This is a genomic window from Streptomyces abikoensis (genome assembly GCF_014648775.1).
GTDB classification, from domain to species: domain Bacteria; phylum Actinomycetota; class Actinomycetes; order Streptomycetales; family Streptomycetaceae; genus Streptomyces; species Streptomyces abikoensis.
On sequence record NZ_BMRT01000001.1, the window covers coordinates 1,509,459 to 1,523,092 of the forward strand.

General features: G+C 71.9%; 11 protein-coding genes. 4 read left to right on the plus strand and 7 right to left on the minus strand.

Annotated elements, in window-relative coordinates; genetic code table 11:
* Window positions 1-32 precede the first annotated feature (32 nt).
* On the minus strand, window positions 33-1,382 hold the full coding sequence (locus IE096_RS06565; protein ID WP_189449701.1) for a M16 family metallopeptidase: 1,350 nt from the start codon (window positions 1,380-1,382) through the stop codon (window positions 33-35).
* Window positions 1,383-1,606: 224 nt separating this feature from the next.
* On the opposite strand from IE096_RS06565, the gene IE096_RS06570 reads away from it, so the two are divergent.
* Window positions 1,607-4,063: a DNA gyrase/topoisomerase IV subunit A gene (locus IE096_RS06570; RefSeq protein ID WP_189449255.1), complete on the plus strand. Its 2,457-nt coding sequence runs from the start codon at window positions 1,607-1,609 to the stop codon at window positions 4,061-4,063.
* An 85-nt stretch (window positions 4,064-4,148) separates the two neighbouring features.
* On the opposite strand, the gene IE096_RS06575 is transcribed toward IE096_RS06570, so the two are convergent.
* Window positions 4,149-5,237, minus strand: a complete 1,089-nt coding sequence (locus IE096_RS06575; RefSeq protein ID WP_189449256.1) for a CobW family GTP-binding protein — start codon at window positions 5,235-5,237, stop codon at window positions 4,149-4,151.
* A 115-nt stretch (window positions 5,238-5,352) separates the two neighbouring features.
* Here IE096_RS06575 and IE096_RS06580 point away from each other — a divergent pair, with 115 nt between their 5' ends.
* The gene (locus IE096_RS06580; protein ID WP_189449259.1) at window positions 5,353-6,288 is read left to right on the plus strand and encodes a ferredoxin family protein; all 936 of its coding nucleotides are present in this window, start codon (window positions 5,353-5,355) and stop codon (window positions 6,286-6,288) included.
* Here the strand turns inward: IE096_RS06580 and IE096_RS06585 are convergent.
* The 3 genes from IE096_RS06585 to IE096_RS06595 are packed head-to-tail and all read right to left on the minus strand — an operon-like array spanning window position 6,272 to window position 9,109.
* Window positions 6,272-7,315 carry an ABC transporter substrate-binding protein gene (locus tag IE096_RS06585; protein ID WP_189449267.1) on the minus strand — a complete coding sequence of 348 codons (1,044 nt, stop codon included), beginning with the start codon at window positions 7,313-7,315 and terminating at the stop codon, window positions 6,272-6,274. The genes IE096_RS06580 and IE096_RS06585 overlap by 17 nt on opposite strands.
* A gap of 56 nt (window positions 7,316-7,371) precedes the next feature.
* On the minus strand, window positions 7,372-8,238 hold the full coding sequence (locus IE096_RS06590; RefSeq protein ID WP_189449269.1) for an ABC transporter permease: 867 nt from the start codon (window positions 8,236-8,238) through the stop codon (window positions 7,372-7,374).
* Complete coding sequence (locus tag IE096_RS06595; protein ID WP_229819960.1) at window positions 8,228-9,109, minus strand: ABC transporter ATP-binding protein; 882 nt, start codon at window positions 9,107-9,109, stop codon at window positions 8,228-8,230. Before IE096_RS06595 ends, IE096_RS06590 begins: the two co-directional genes overlap by 11 nt.
* A gap of 243 nt (window positions 9,110-9,352) precedes the next feature.
* On the opposite strand from IE096_RS06595, the gene IE096_RS06600 reads away from it, so the two are divergent.
* A complete protein-coding gene (locus IE096_RS06600) occupies window positions 9,353-10,978 on the plus strand; it encodes a sensor histidine kinase (RefSeq protein WP_189449704.1) in 1,626 nt (541 codons plus the stop codon).
* On the plus strand, window positions 10,975-11,652 hold the full coding sequence (locus IE096_RS06605; RefSeq protein WP_189449272.1) for a response regulator: 678 nt from the start codon (window positions 10,975-10,977) through the stop codon (window positions 11,650-11,652). The genes IE096_RS06600 and IE096_RS06605 overlap by 4 nt, the downstream gene beginning before the upstream one ends.
* A gap of 54 nt (window positions 11,653-11,706) precedes the next feature.
* Here the strand turns inward: IE096_RS06605 and IE096_RS06610 are convergent, their stop codons facing one another.
* Entirely contained in the window at window positions 11,707-12,471 is a 765-nt protein-coding gene (locus tag IE096_RS06610) for a response regulator transcription factor (protein ID WP_189449274.1), read from the minus strand.
* Window positions 12,468-13,625 carry a sensor histidine kinase gene (locus tag IE096_RS06615; protein ID WP_373298040.1) on the minus strand — a complete coding sequence of 386 codons (1,158 nt, stop codon included), beginning with the start codon at window positions 13,623-13,625 and terminating at the stop codon, window positions 12,468-12,470. Before IE096_RS06615 ends, IE096_RS06610 begins: the two co-directional genes overlap by 4 nt.
* Window positions 13,626-13,634 lie beyond the last annotated feature (9 nt).

Consider the following 13,634-nt stretch of genomic DNA (forward strand, 5'->3'; position numbering starts at 1 on the left):
TGCGGTCTGGGTGCTCGCGGCTGCGGCGTCGCTCACCGGTCCGCCTCCTCTTCCTCGTTCTCGCCGGCGGCGTCGGTGCCGGACTGGGGCGTGGGCTCGTACACCAGCACGGCGCGGTTGTCGGGGTGCAGCCGGGCCTTGGCGACCTCCTGCACCTCCAGGGGCGTGATGTCCAGGACGCGCTGAACGGCGGTCAGGGCGAGCTGGGGGTCGCCGAAGAGCACGGCGAAGCGGCACAGCTCGTCCGCGCGGCCGCTGACGGTGGCCAGCCGGTCCAGCCACTCGCGCTCCAGCTGGGCCTGGGCGCGCTCCATCTCCTCGGGCGTCGGGCCCTCGGCCGCGAAGCGGGCGAGCTCGTCGTCCACGGCGGTCTCGATCGCGGGGACCTCCACGCCGCCGGACGCCTTGACGTCCAGCCAGCCGAGCGAGGGCGCGCCGGCCAGGCGCAGCAGGCCGAAGCCGGCCGCGACGGCGGTGCGGTCGTGCCGCACGAGGCGGTTGTGGAGGCGGGAGGACTCGCCGCCGCCGAGGATGGTCAGCGCCAGGTCGGCGGCGTCGGCCTCGCGCGTGCCGTCGTGGGGCAGGCGGTAGGCGGCCATCAGCGCGCGGGAGGGCACCTCCTCCCGGACGACCTCGCGCAGCTGCTCGCCGATGGTGTCGGGCAGCCGGCCGTCGCGCGGGGGCTGCTTCCCGTCGTGCGCCGGGATGGAGCCGAAGTACTTCTCGATCCAGGCGAGCGTCTGCTCGGGGTCGATGTCGCCGACGACCGAGAGGACGGCGTTGCCCGGCGCGTAGTACGTGCGGAAGAAGGCGCGCGCGTCCTCCAGGGAGGCGGCGTCCAGGTCGGCCATGGAGCCGATGGGCGTGTGGTGGTACGGGTGGCCGTCGGGGTAGGCCATGGCCGTCAGCTTCTCGAAGGCCGTGCCGTAGGGCACGTTGTCGTAGCGCTGGCGGCGCTCGTTCTTGACGACGTCGCGCTGGTTCTCCATCGACTCGTCGTCGAGGGCGGTGAGCAGCGAGCCCATCCGGTCCGCCTCGAGCCACAGCGCCAGCTCCACCTGGTGGGCCGGCATGGTCTCGAAGTAGTTGGTGCGCTCGAAGCTCGTGGTGCCGTTGAGCGATCCGCCGGCGCCCTGGACCAGCTCGAAGTGGCCGTTGCCCTTGACCTGGGCCGAGCCCTGGAACATCAGGTGCTCGAAGAGGTGGGCGAGGCCGGTACGGCCCTTGACCTCGTGGCGCGAGCCGACGTCGTACCAGAGGCAGACCGCGGCGACCGGGGTCAGGTGGTCCTCGGAGAGGATCACCCGCAGGCCGTTGGCCAGGCGGTGCTCGGTCGCTGTCAGGCCGCCGGAGCCGGCCTGTTGCGTGGCCGTGTGACCCATGGGCATGTACGTCCCTTCGATCTCTTGAGATCCCGCGGTGCCTCGCGACGACTCGCGTGATGAACAGTCCTGTCACTGTATGCAAGCGCGCTGACATCTGGCGAAGTTCCCGAACCGCCGGGGATGCCCCGGACGGGTCGCGGTCGGCGTTGTCGGTGGCTCGGTCCACAATGGTCGGCGTCAGGACCCCGCCTCGGCAATCGATCGAAGGAGCAGCAGCCGCGATGGCCCGCCGCAGCACGAAGACCCCGCCGCCGGAAGAGTTCGAGGAGCGCATCCTCGACATCGACGTCGTCGACGAGATGCAGGGCTCCTTCCTCGAGTACGCCTATTCCGTCATCTACTCCCGCGCCCTGCCCGACGCCCGGGACGGCCTCAAGCCGGTCCAGCGCCGCATCCTCTTCCAGATGAACGAGATGGGCCTGCGGCCCGAACGGGGGCACGTGAAGTGCGCCCGGGTCGTCGGCGAGGTGATGGGCAAGCTCCACCCGCACGGCGACGCGTCGATCTACGACGCCCTGGTGCGCATGGCGCAGCCGTTCTCGATGCGGCTGCCCCTGGTGGACGGCCACGGCAACTTCGGCTCGCTGGGCAACGACGACCCGCCCGCGGCCATGCGTTACACCGAGGCCCGGATGGCGGCGCCGTCGTCGCTGATGACGGAGTCGATCGACGAGGACACCGTCGATTTCGCGCCGAACTACGACGGCAGCGAGCGGGAGCCGGTGGCCCTTCCGGCCGCCTATCCGAACCTGTTGGTCAACGGTTCGTCCGGCATCGCGGTCGGCATGGCGACGAACATGCCGCCGCACAACCTGGGCGAGGTCATCGCCGCCGCCCGCCACCTGATCCGGCACCCGGGCGCCGACCTCGACACCCTGATGAAGTTCGTCCCGGGCCCCGACCTGCCGACGGGCGGCCGCATCGTGGGCCTGAGCGGCATCCGCGACGCCTACGAGACCGGCCGCGGCACGTTCAGGATCCGCGCGACGGTCTCCGTGGAGAACGTCTCGGCCCGCCGCAAGGGCCTGGTCGTCACCGAGCTGCCCTTCGCGGTGGGCCCGGAGAAGGTCGTCTCCAAGATCAAGGACCTGGTCGGGTCCAAGAAGCTCCAGGGCATCGCCGACGTCAAGGACCTCACCGACCGCGCCCACGGCCTGCGCCTGGTCATCGAGATCAAGAACGGCTTCAACCCCGAGGCCGTCCTGGAGCAGCTCTACAAGCTGACGCCGATGGAGGAGTCCTTCGGCATCAACAACGTGGCGCTGGTCGACGGGCAGCCGCTGACGCTGGGCCTCAAGGAGCTGCTGGAGGTCTACGTCGACCACCGCTTCGAGGTGGTCCGCCGGCGCAGCGAGTTCCGGCGCGGCAAGCGGAACGACCGGCTGCATCTGGTCGAGGGCCTGCTGGTGGCGCTCGTCGACATCGACGAGGTCATCCGAATCATTCGATCGAGCGATAACGCGGCGGCCGCCAAGGCGTCACTCGTGGAGCGCTTCTCCCTCTCCGAGACGCAGACCCAGTACATCCTCGACACCCCGCTGCGCCGCCTGACCAAGTTCGACCGGATCGAGCTGGAGTCGGAGCGCGACAGGCTCACCGAGGAGATCGCCGAGCTGACCCGGATCCTGGAGTCGGACGCGGAGCTCCGCAAGCTCGTCTCGGCGGAACTGGCGGACGTGGCGAAGAAGTTCGGCACCGACCGGCGCACGGTGCTGCTGGAGTCGGCGGGCCAGCCGGCCTCGGCGGTGCCGCTGAAGGTCGCGGACGACCCGTGCCGGGTCCTGCTGTCCTCCACCGGCCTCCTGGCCCGCACGGCCACGGGCGAGCCGGCGGACGCCTCGGCCGATGCCAAGCGCGTGAAGCACGACGTGATCGTCTCGGCCGTCCCGGCGACGGCCCTGGGCGAGGTCGGCGCGGTGACCTCGGCAGGGCGGCTGCTGCGGCTGCGGGTGATCGACCTGCCGCAGCTGCCGGACACGGCGGCCCCGCCGAACCTGGCGGGCGGCGCCCCCGTGTCCGAGTTCCTGACACTGGCGGACGGCGAGCGGCTGGTCTGCCTGACCACGCTCGACGAGTCCTCCCCCGGCCTGGCCATCGGCACCGAGCAGGGCGTGGTCAAGCGCGTCGTCCCGGACTATCCGGCGAACAAGGACGAGCTGGAGGTCATCGGCCTCAAGGACGGCGACACCATCGTCGGCGCCGTCGAGCTGCGCACGGGCGAGGAGGACCTGGTCTTCATCACGGACGACGCCCAGTTGCTGCGCTACCAGGCCTCGCAGGTGCGGCCGCAGGGCCGCCCGGCGGGCGGCATGGCGGGCGTGAAGCTGTCGCCGGACGCGAAGGTCATCTCCTTCACGGCCGTCGACCCCGCGGAGGACGCGGTGGTGGTCACGGTCGCGGGTGCCCGGGGCGGGCTGCCGGGCGCGGTCTCGGAGGGCACGGCGAAGATGACGCCGTTCGACCAGTACCCGCGCAAGGGCCGGGCCACGGGCGGAGTGCGCTGCCAGCGCTTCCTCAAGGGCGAGGACTGCCTCGTCCTGGCCTGGGCGGGCGCCGCCCCGGCGCGGGCCGCGACGGCCACCGGCATGCCCGCCGAGCTGCCGGCGCCCGACCCGCGCCGCGACGGTTCGGGTACGCCGCTGCCGAAGCCGGTGACCGTGGTGGCCGGCCCGGTGTAGACCTTCGGGGCTTGAGGTGCGCGCGGCTCCGCACGTGGGACTGCGCGCACCTCAAGCCCGGATGCGTCTCAAGCCCGGGTGCATCTCAGTCCTGCGCGTAGCGCAGGACGCCCCACATGCTGTGCTCCTCGGTCTCTGCCGGTGCCGTGTCCCGGCAGCCTTCGAGTCCCTCCCGCAGGGCGTGGGCGTCGATGCCCCTGCCGATCATCACTATCTGCGTGACGCGCTCCTCGGAGCGCGCCCACGGCGACCGGTAGAAGCGCAGGAAATCGCCCACCGCGTGGAGGGTGAACTTGTCGCGGTGGCCGGCCACGCCGAAGTGGACGAAGCCCTTCATGCGGTAGAGGCCCTCGGGCCTGCTGTCGAGGAAGTCCATGAGCCGCCGGGGGTTCATGGGGGTGTCGGACCGGAACTCGACGTTCTCGTAGCCGGAGTGGAGATGGCCGCTGTGGCCGCACCCCTCCCCGCAACGGTCGCCGTGCTCGTGATCGTGGTCGTAGTCGTGATCGTGCTCGTCGTCCGTGAGGAGGAGGTCCTCGAAGGAGAGCTGGCGCACGGCCTCCAGGTGGTCCTCGCGGGGCTTGCGGTCGAAGAGCATCTCCGGGTCGATCCGCCCGTGGGAGACCGGGGCGACGGGAGTACCCGGGGCCAGTCCGGCGAGCGTCTCCAGCAGGCTCTCGCGGGTCTCGTCCCCGATCCGGTCGGCCTTGTTGAGGACCACGAGGTCGGCGATGCCCACGTGCCGGTCGAGCTCCGGGTGACGTTCGCGCGTGGCGGAGAACTCCGCCCCGTCGACCACCTCGACCAGCCCGCCGTAGACGACGCTGTCGTTGTCGCTGGCCAGGATCATCCGGATGATCTCCTGGGGCTCGGCCAGCCCGCTGGCCTCGATGACGATCACGTCGATGCGGGCCGCCGGGCGGGCCAGCCGGTCCAGGAAGCCGTCCAGCTCGCTGGCGTCCACGGCGCAGCACAGGCAGCCGTTGCCGAGGGAGACCATGGAGTCCACCTGGCCGGCGACGCTCATCGCATCGATCTCGATCTTGCCGAAGTCATTGACGACCGCCCCGATCCGGGTGCCTCCGCTGTGTCGCAGGAGGTGGTTGAGCAGGGTCGTCTTGCCCGATCCGAGGAATCCCGCCAGCACGATGACCGGAATCTGTCGCTTGGCCAAGAAAAAGCCTCCCTCGTCGCTCCACCGCGGCGGACGGACCGGGGTCCACCGCCCGACCCAGGATAGGAGGGCCTCGGCGCGCAGGACCGGCCCCGGTCAGGTTAGGCTCACCTATGTGAGCACGTGCGCGACCGCCTCCCGACAGCTGACCGAGCCGCTGGCCGGTACCGCCGCACCGGCGCGGACCTGGCTGCTGATCGAGCAGCCCGGCCCCTGGGGCGCGAACGCGCTCATCTCCAGCCACCTCGACCCCGCCGTCGGCCGCGCCCTCGACGAGGCCGCCAAGGGCACCGGGGTGCGGATCGCCCTGATCCGCCGCCCCGGACGGCACGCGGACTGCCACGAGCCGTCCCTCCAGCGGATCTTCCTGGCCCACACCGCGCCCGGCCGCTCCTGGATCCGTACGACCACCCTCACCGACCCGGCCGCACTGCTGGGGCTGGACTTCGCGGCGCTCGGCGCCGGCGAGCACGGCGGGCTGTGGGAGCCGTACGACGGGGATCCGCTCGCCCTGGTGTGCACCAACGCCAAGCGCGACCGCTGCTGCGCCCTGCTGGGCCGTCCGCTCGCCGCCGAGCTGGCCGCCGCGGGCGGCACGGAGGTCTGGGAGGTCACCCACCTCGGTGGCCACCGCTTCGCCCCCACCCTGCTCGTCCTGCCCTACGGCTACGCCTACGGGCGGGCCACCGCGCACGCCGTCAAGGAGGCCCTGGAGGCGGCGCGTGACGGCAGGATCACCACCGCGCACTGCCGCGGCCGCTCCGCCTGGGAGCGCCCCGGGCAGGCCGCCGAGCTGGCCGTCCGCGCGCTGACCGGCGAGGAGGGCGCGGACGCCCTGGACGTCACCGGGACCGAGGGGGCCGCGCCCCGCTGGTCCGTGACCGTCGCGCACACGGACGGGCGCGCCTGGCGGGTCGAGGTCGAGCAGGGTGCCGCGGCGCCGCCCCGGCCCGAGAGCTGCGGCCGGGCGCTCGGCACGCCGGCCCGGATGGACGTCGTCGCCATCACCCCGCTGACCGCCCGGCCGGCCGGGGTCAGCCGGCCTTCTTGACGAACTCCGTGGTGTAGGTCTTCTCCAGGTCCACCGAGGCGTTCTTGAGGTTCGGGTTGAAGGACTTGAGCACCTGGAGCACGGTCTTCGGCCCGTCGGCGGGCATCACGCCGTCCTTGGTGAACATCGGCAGCGTGCTGCGGATCGACTTCACGTACAGGTCCTTGCCGCCCTTGGCGTAGTCGGCGGGCATCTGCGCCGCGATCTCCTCGGGCGTGTGCTCGGACATCCACTTCAGGGTCTTCACCATGGCGTTGGCGAGCTTCTGGACGGTTTCCTTGTTGCTGTTCACCCAGTCGCTGCTCATGTAGAGGCTCGACGCGGGGTAGAGCCCGCCGAGGGCCGCCTTGGAGCCCTCCGGGGTGCGCATGTCGACGAGGACCTTGCCGAGGTTCTTGTCCAGGACCTGGGCGACGGTCGGGTCGGTGGTCATACCGCCGTCGATCGCGCCCTTCTCCAGGGCGGAGAGGAAGGTCTGGCCCGCGCCGACCGCCACGGGCGTCACGTCGCTGACGTCCACGCCGTTCTTCACCGCCAGGTACTTGGTGAGGAAGTCGGTGGACGAGCCGAGTCCGGTGACGCCCAGCTTCTTCCCCTTGAAGTCCTTGGGGGAGACGATGTCGCCCGCCGCCTTGGTGGAGACGACCTCCACCTCGCCCGGCGTCTGGGCCAGCTGCACCACCGACTCCACCTTCTTGCCCTTGACCTGGAGGTCGAGGGTGTGGTCGTAGAAGCCCACGACGCCCTGGACGTCACCGGAGAGCAGGGAGGTCGTGGCCTGGACGCCGGCGGGCTCGCTCAGGAGCTTGACGGTCAGGCCCTCCTGCTGGAAGTAGCCGAGGCGCTGGGTGAGCACCGCCGGCAGGTAGATGACCTTGTCCAGGCCGCCGACCATGATCTTGACGACGTCCCCCTTGAGGGACTCGCTGCCGGAGGTGTCGGCCGACGACTCGTCGGCGCAGCCGGAGAGGGACAGGCACATCGCTCCGGCGACGACCAACGCTGAGAACTTGGCGGAGGTACGCATTTTCCGTTCCTTATGGTCAGGTCGAGGGGGGTGGGGCGGATGGTGCGCGGTGGGGTTCAGCGCTCGCCGGGCGCGGCGGGCTTCCAGCGGAAGAGCCGCTTCTCCAGGAAGGTCAGCAGCCCCTCGGCGAGCAGGGCGACGACGGCGAGGATGGCCATCGCCGCGTACACCCCGGCGGTGTTGAAGGTGCCTTGGGAGGCGGAGACGAGCAGGCCGATGCCCCTGTCCGCGCCGATGTACTCGCCGACGATCGCGCCGATCAGCGCGAAGCCGAAGCTGACGTGGAGGCTGGTGAAGATCCACGAGGTGGCGGCGGGGACGACGACCTGGAGGGTCACCTGGCGGCCGCTCGCGCCCAGGATCCGGGCGTTGGCGACGAGGTTGCGGTCCACCTCGCGGGCGCCCTGGAAGGCGTTGAAGAAGACGGGGAAGAAGACGAGCACCACGGCCGAGGCCACCTTGGAGGCGGGGCCGAGGCCGAACCAGATCAGGAAGACCGGCGCGAGGACGATCCTGGGCAGCGCGTTGAGCACCTTGATGAAGGGGCCGAGGACGTCGGCGAGGAAGCGGACCCTGCCGAGGACGATGCCGAGGACCACTCCGGCCGTCACGCCCACGATCCAGCCGAGCAGGGCCTCGTAGAGCGTGTACGCGATCTGCTCGCCGAGGGGGCCCTGCGGGGTGCCGTGGAGGGTCCACTGGACGATCTGGTCCCAGACCTTCGACGGCATCGAGAAGTTGAAGGCGTCGATGACGTCGTTACGGGCCAGGACCTCCCAGGCGCCCAGCAGGACGGCGAGGAGCAGGACGCGCGCGCCGAGGACCTTCAGCTTGTGGTTGCGCGCCGCACGTGCCCGCGCTTCCGTGCGCCCCTGGGGGCGCTTCTGCGCGACGACGGTGGCGGCGATGGTCTCAGGCGACATGAGCGGCACCCCTTTCCCGGGTGATACGGACTTCCTCGCCGAGGGAGGACCAGATCTCCCGGTAGATCTCGATGAACCGGGGCTCCAGGCGCACGGATTCGACCCTCCGGGGGCGGGGCAGGTCGATCGGGAAGACCTCCTTGACGGTGGCCGGCCCGGCCGTCATCACGACCACCTTGTCGGCGAGCGCGATGGCCTCCTCCAGGTCGTGGGTGACGAAGACGACGGAGGCCGCCGCCCGGCCGTCGGGGCGCGAACCGCCCCACAGCTCCAGGAGTTCGTCCGACATCAGTGCCCGGGTCTGTACGTCCAGCGCCGAGAACGGCTCGTCCATCAGCAGGATCGCCGGGTCGCCGACGAAGGTCTGGGCGAGCGCCACGCGCTTGCGCTGGCCGCCGGAGAGCTGGTGCGGATAGCGGTCCTCGAACGCCGCGAGCCCCACCCGGCCCAGCCAGTCACGGGCCCGTTCGCGCGCCTCCGCCTTCGGCACCCCGCGGAAGCGCGGGCCCGCCATCACGTTCGACAGCACGGTCCGCCAGGGGAAGACCGCGTCCTGCTGGAAGACGAAGCCGACCTCGGTCCGGATGCCGGTCACGGGCTCGCCGCCCACCAGCACCTCGCCCTCGGTGGGCTCCTCCAGGCCGCTGACCAGCGTGAGCGTGGTGGACTTGCCGCAGCCGGTCGGGCCGACGACGGCCACGAACTCGCCCTGGGCGACGGTGAGGTCGAGATCGCGCACGGCCGTGTGGTCCGCCCCCGAGGGGGTGCGGAACACCTTGGTCGCACCACGCAGCTCGATCGCCGGCGCCGCGTCCGGTCGTGGTGTGCCGCCGGGGTTCTCCCCTGGCTTGCCGCTGTTCCCGCTGTTCATAGGGCGCCTCCGCTCCCGGGTGTCCGGCCCCGCGGCCCGTGCGGGGCGACCGGTGCTGGAGGCTAGGAGTGGCGTGCGCCACAGCGGCAGTCTTGTGTGCGCTGTGCGACTTCAGCGTACGAAGCCTGTTCTGCTCGTTTTGCTCGCGATAGAACAACGAAAGTGACACGGGGGTGACACAAGAGGCCATCGTGCGGCTACGTTCGGTACACACCCATGGCCCGGAATGCGAAAGGCTCGTACATGCGCCCCCGGCTGCCCCGGCGTGTCTTCGCCCAGGCCCTGTCCGTCCAACTGCTGATCACCACCGGTGTCACCGCGTTGACCGCCGGTCTCTTCCTCGCGCCCCTGGGCGCCCAGCTGGACGAGCAGGCCGAACGCCGGGCGCTGGCCATCGCCGAGGCGGCCGCCGCCCAGCCCGGGCTCGCCCATGACATCCTGGCCGGGCCGCCGAGCCCCGACGGACCGGTGCAGACCGCCGCCGAGCGCATCCGCCTGGCGACGGACGCCAGTTACGTCGTGGTCGTCGACACCCGGGGCATCCGCTACTCCCACACCACACCCGCCGAGATCGGCCGGCACGTCAGCACCGATCCGGGCCCGGCCCTGGCCGGACGCGAGTGGACGGGCATCGAGAACGGCACCCTGGGCCGCTCGGCGCGCGGCAAGGTGCCGCTGCGCGGGCCGGAGGGCGCGATCGTGGGCGCCGTCTCCGTCGGCATCGCCTACGACGACGTGCGCGACATCCTGCTGCACACCCTGCCCAGCATCCTCACCCACGCCGGAGCGGCGCTGGCGGTCGGCGCGCTGGCGGCCCTGGCCGTCTCCTTGCGGCTGCGCAAACGCACCCGCGGCATCGCGCTGTCGGAGATATCCGCCCTCCTCGACGAACGCGAGGCCATCCTCCACGGCATCCGCGAGGGGGTGGTGGCCCTCGACCGGAAGGGCAGGGTCCGGCTCATCAACGACGAGGCGCGACGGCTGCTCGGCATCGGCCCGGACGCCCTCGGCCGGCCGCTGGACGCCGCCCTCCCGCCCGGCCGGACCACCGACGTCCTGGCGGGCCGGGTCACCGGCACGGACCTGCTCACCGTCCGGGACGGCCGGGTCCTGGTCGTCAACCGGATGGACACCACCGACGGCGGAACCGTGGCGACGCTCCGCGATCGTACGGAACTCGAGCAGCTGGGCCGTGAACTGGACGGCACCCGGGGGCTGACGGAGGCGCTGCGCGCCCAGGACCACGAGCACGCCAACCAGCTGCACACCCTCGTCGGGCTGCTGGAACTGGAGATGTACCAGGAGGCGGTCGACTTCGTGGCCGAGGTCACCGGCGCCCACCGGGCCACCGCCGAGCAGGTGACCGAGCGGGTCCACGAGCCGCTGGTCAGCGCGCTACTGGTGGGCAAGAGCGCGGTCGCCGCGGAGCGCGGGGTGGCGCTGCGGGTGAGCGAGGAGTCGGACCTGCCGGGCCGGGTGGTGGAGCCGGGGGACCTCGTCACCGTGCTCGGCAATCTCGTGGACAACGCCCTGGACGCCACCGGGCGGTACCGTCCGGACGCCTTTGTGGAGGTCGGGATCCGGGCGGAGGGCACGACGGCCGTGGTCACCGTCTCCGACAACGGCCCCGGCGTCCCGGAGGAGGTGCGCGAACTGGTCTTCGCCGACGGCTGGTCCACCAAGGAGGCCGCGCCCAACCGCCCCCGGGGGCTGGGCCTCTCGCTCGTACGGCGGCTCGCCGAACGGTACGGCGGTTCGGCCCGCGCGGGTGAACGGGACGGCGGCGGCGCGGTCTTCACCGTGGAGCTGCCGGACGCCCTCCACCCCTTGGCATCGGGCACACGATCCCTCGAAGGAGTGAGCAGATGATCGAAGTCCTGGTCGTGGACGACGATTTCCGTGTCGCCGAGATCAACGCCGCGTATGTCATGCGCGTGCCGGGATTCCGGGTGCGGGCCACGGCCCACAACGCCGCACAGGCGCTGGCGTTGCTGGAGCGCGGAGGCATCGACCTGGTGCTCCTCGACCACTATCTGCCGGACGAGAGCGGGCTGTCGCTGATCCGCCGCATCCGGGAGCTCGGCCACCACACGGACGTGATCATGGTCACCGCGGCCCGTGACGTCGCGACCGTGCAGACGGCCATGCGCTATGGCGCGCTCCAGTACCTGGTGAAACCTTTTACGTTCCCGGGGCTGCGGGTGAAGCTGGAGGCGTACGCGCGGCTGCGGCGAACCCTGGAGGGCGCCGACGAGGCGGAGCAGGACCAGGTCGACCGGATCTTCGGCACCCTGCGCACCGCCGCCGTCACCACGCCCCTGCCCAAGGGTCACTCGGCGCCGACGGCCGATCTGATCCGCCGGGTGCTCTCGGACGCCTCACGGCCCCTGTCGGCGCACGAGGTGGCGGAGCGCTCGGGGCTGAGCCGGTCGACCGCCCAGCGGTATCTCAAGCGGCTGGAGGAGTCGGGCAGGCTCAGCCTGACGCTCAAGTACGGCGAGACGGGCCGCCCCGAGCACCGCTACGCCTGGTCCGCACGGTGACACCTCGTCAACGCGTCGGCCGCGTCCGCCCCATCAGCCCCGTCAGCCCGCCCGTCAGGAGAGGGAGGTCTCCGGAGGGCTCGCGATGCCGTGCCGGAAGGCGTACCGCACGGCCTGGGCCCGGTCGCGCACCCCGGTCTTGGCGAAGAGGTTGTTGATATGGGTCTTCACCGTCGCCGTGCTGACCTGGAGCCGGCGGGCGATCTCGCCATTGGACAGCCCCTCGGCGACGAGTGAGAGGACTTCCGCCTCGCGCGCCGTCAGCCCGTCCGGAAGCTCGCGAGGAAGCCCCGGGGCCGTCGACGGACGCTGGACCACGCCCGTGGAAAGGCGCTCCAGCAGCCGCAGTTGCACCTTCGGGGACAGCCCCGCCTCCCCCGACATCACATGCGCGACCGCCCTGACGATCTCCTCCCCGTCGGCGTCCTTGGTGAGATAGCCGCGCGCCCCGGCCCGCAAGGCGGGAAACAGCGAGTCGTCATCGGCGTAGGTCGTCAGGATGACGACCTGGGTGGCCGGGTACTCGGCGCGGATCCGCCGGGTGGCCTCCACACCGTCGCACCGCGGCATCCGCAGATCCATCAGCACCACGTCGGGCGCGTGCTCGGCCACCAGCCGCACCGCTTCCAGCCCGTCCGCCGCCGAACCCACGACCTCGATCCCCGGCAGCAGGCCCAGCAGTATCACGATCCCCTCGCGCACCACGGTCTGGTCGTCGGCGACCACCACCCGCGCCGCCCGTGGCCCCGCGCTCCCCTCCCCGACGGCACGGCCCGGTCCATCCGGCCCACCCGCCCCGTCGCTCGTACCGCCCGTCATGTGGGCACCCTCAGACACACCACAAAGCCCTCCTGGTCCGATCCGGCCGGCCCGGCCTCCAGCGTGCCGCCGAGCAGTTCGGCGCGCTCCCTCATCCCGAGCAGACCGTACCCGGCGCCGGAGGCCGCCAGCCCCTCGACCGTGCCCCGCGCTCCGCTGTCCTTCACCCAAAGCTCCACCTCTCGCTCCAGATAGGTGAACCGCATCTCCACCCGGGCACCGGGCGCGTGCTTGCGCACATTGGTGAGCGCCTCCTGCGCGACCCTCCGCACGGCCAGCCCCGCCTCCGCCGGCAGCCCGCGCGGCTCCCCCGCCATCTCCAGCCGCGCCCCCTCCGCCGCCGCGACCTCCCGCAGGAACTCCTCGACCGGTGTGAGCTCACCCCGCAGGGCGGACAGCGCCTGCCGCGTCTCGGCCAGGCCCTGGCGCGCCATGCCCCGGGCCGCCGACACCCGCTCCAGGACCCGCTGCCGGTCGGCGTCGCTCTCGATCAGCAGCCGGGCGGCCTCCAGATGCACCAACTGCGCGGAGAGGCTGTGCGCCAGCACGTCATGTATCTCCCGGGCGATACGGGCCCGCTCGGCCAGCGCCGCCGACTCCGCCTCGGCCCGCCGCGCGGCCCGCTCCTGCGCCAGCAACCGGAATCCGGCCCCCCGGGCCTCCTCGTCCAGCCGCAGCGAGTACCCGATCAGCAGCACGCCCACGACCGTCACCGCGGTCGTCGCCGACCGGTCGTGAAGGGCCAGCACATACGCCCCCAGCGCCACACCCGCGAAGGCCAGCCCGGCACCCAGGGGCAGCCGCTCCACGGCGATGGCCGCGCTGACGCACCACAGCCCCGTCGCCGCGGCGTGCGAGCCGGCCGCCTCCGCGGCCACCCCCACCAGCACCGGCACGCCCAGCAGCGCCACGGAGGGCCCCAACCGCATGGCGAGCGTCGTCAGATAGCACCCCCGTACCGCGGCGGCGCAGAGCAGGAAGCCGACCGCGAGCGCGGCGTACCCCCATCCGTGGAAGACGTCCTCGCGGAGCACCCCCCACAGGAAGGCGCCCACCAGGACGACGCGCACCACCCACGTCATCACCTGGCGCCGCCGGGGCACGCCCACCTTGGCGAGCGCCTCGCGGGCGGGCCATTCAATCCAGTTCTCGATCGCCACGGA

Excerpts from the sequence above, each read along its gene's own strand:
- IE096_RS06565 (WP_189449701.1), bottom strand. The coding sequence starts at position 1,382 with ATGGGTCACACGGCCACGCAACAGGCCGGCTCCGGCGGCCTGACAGCG.
- IE096_RS06570 (WP_189449255.1), top strand. The coding sequence starts at position 1,607 with ATGGCCCGCCGCAGCACGAAGACCCCGCCGCCGGAAGAGTTCGAGGAG.
- IE096_RS06585 (WP_189449267.1), bottom strand. The coding sequence starts at position 7,315 with ATGCGTACCTCCGCCAAGTTCTCAGCGTTGGTCGTCGCCGGAGCGATG.
- IE096_RS06590 (WP_189449269.1), bottom strand. The coding sequence starts at position 8,238 with ATGTCGCCTGAGACCATCGCCGCCACCGTCGTCGCGCAGAAGCGCCCC.
- IE096_RS06595 (WP_229819960.1), bottom strand. The coding sequence starts at position 9,109 with ATGAACAGCGGGAACAGCGGCAAGCCAGGGGAGAACCCCGGCGGCACA.
- IE096_RS06600 (WP_189449704.1), top strand. The coding sequence starts at position 9,353 with ATGCGCCCCCGGCTGCCCCGGCGTGTCTTCGCCCAGGCCCTGTCCGTC.
- IE096_RS06605 (WP_189449272.1), top strand. The coding sequence starts at position 10,975 with ATGATCGAAGTCCTGGTCGTGGACGACGATTTCCGTGTCGCCGAGATC.
- IE096_RS06610 (WP_189449274.1), bottom strand. The coding sequence starts at position 12,471 with ATGACGGGCGGTACGAGCGACGGGGCGGGTGGGCCGGATGGACCGGGC.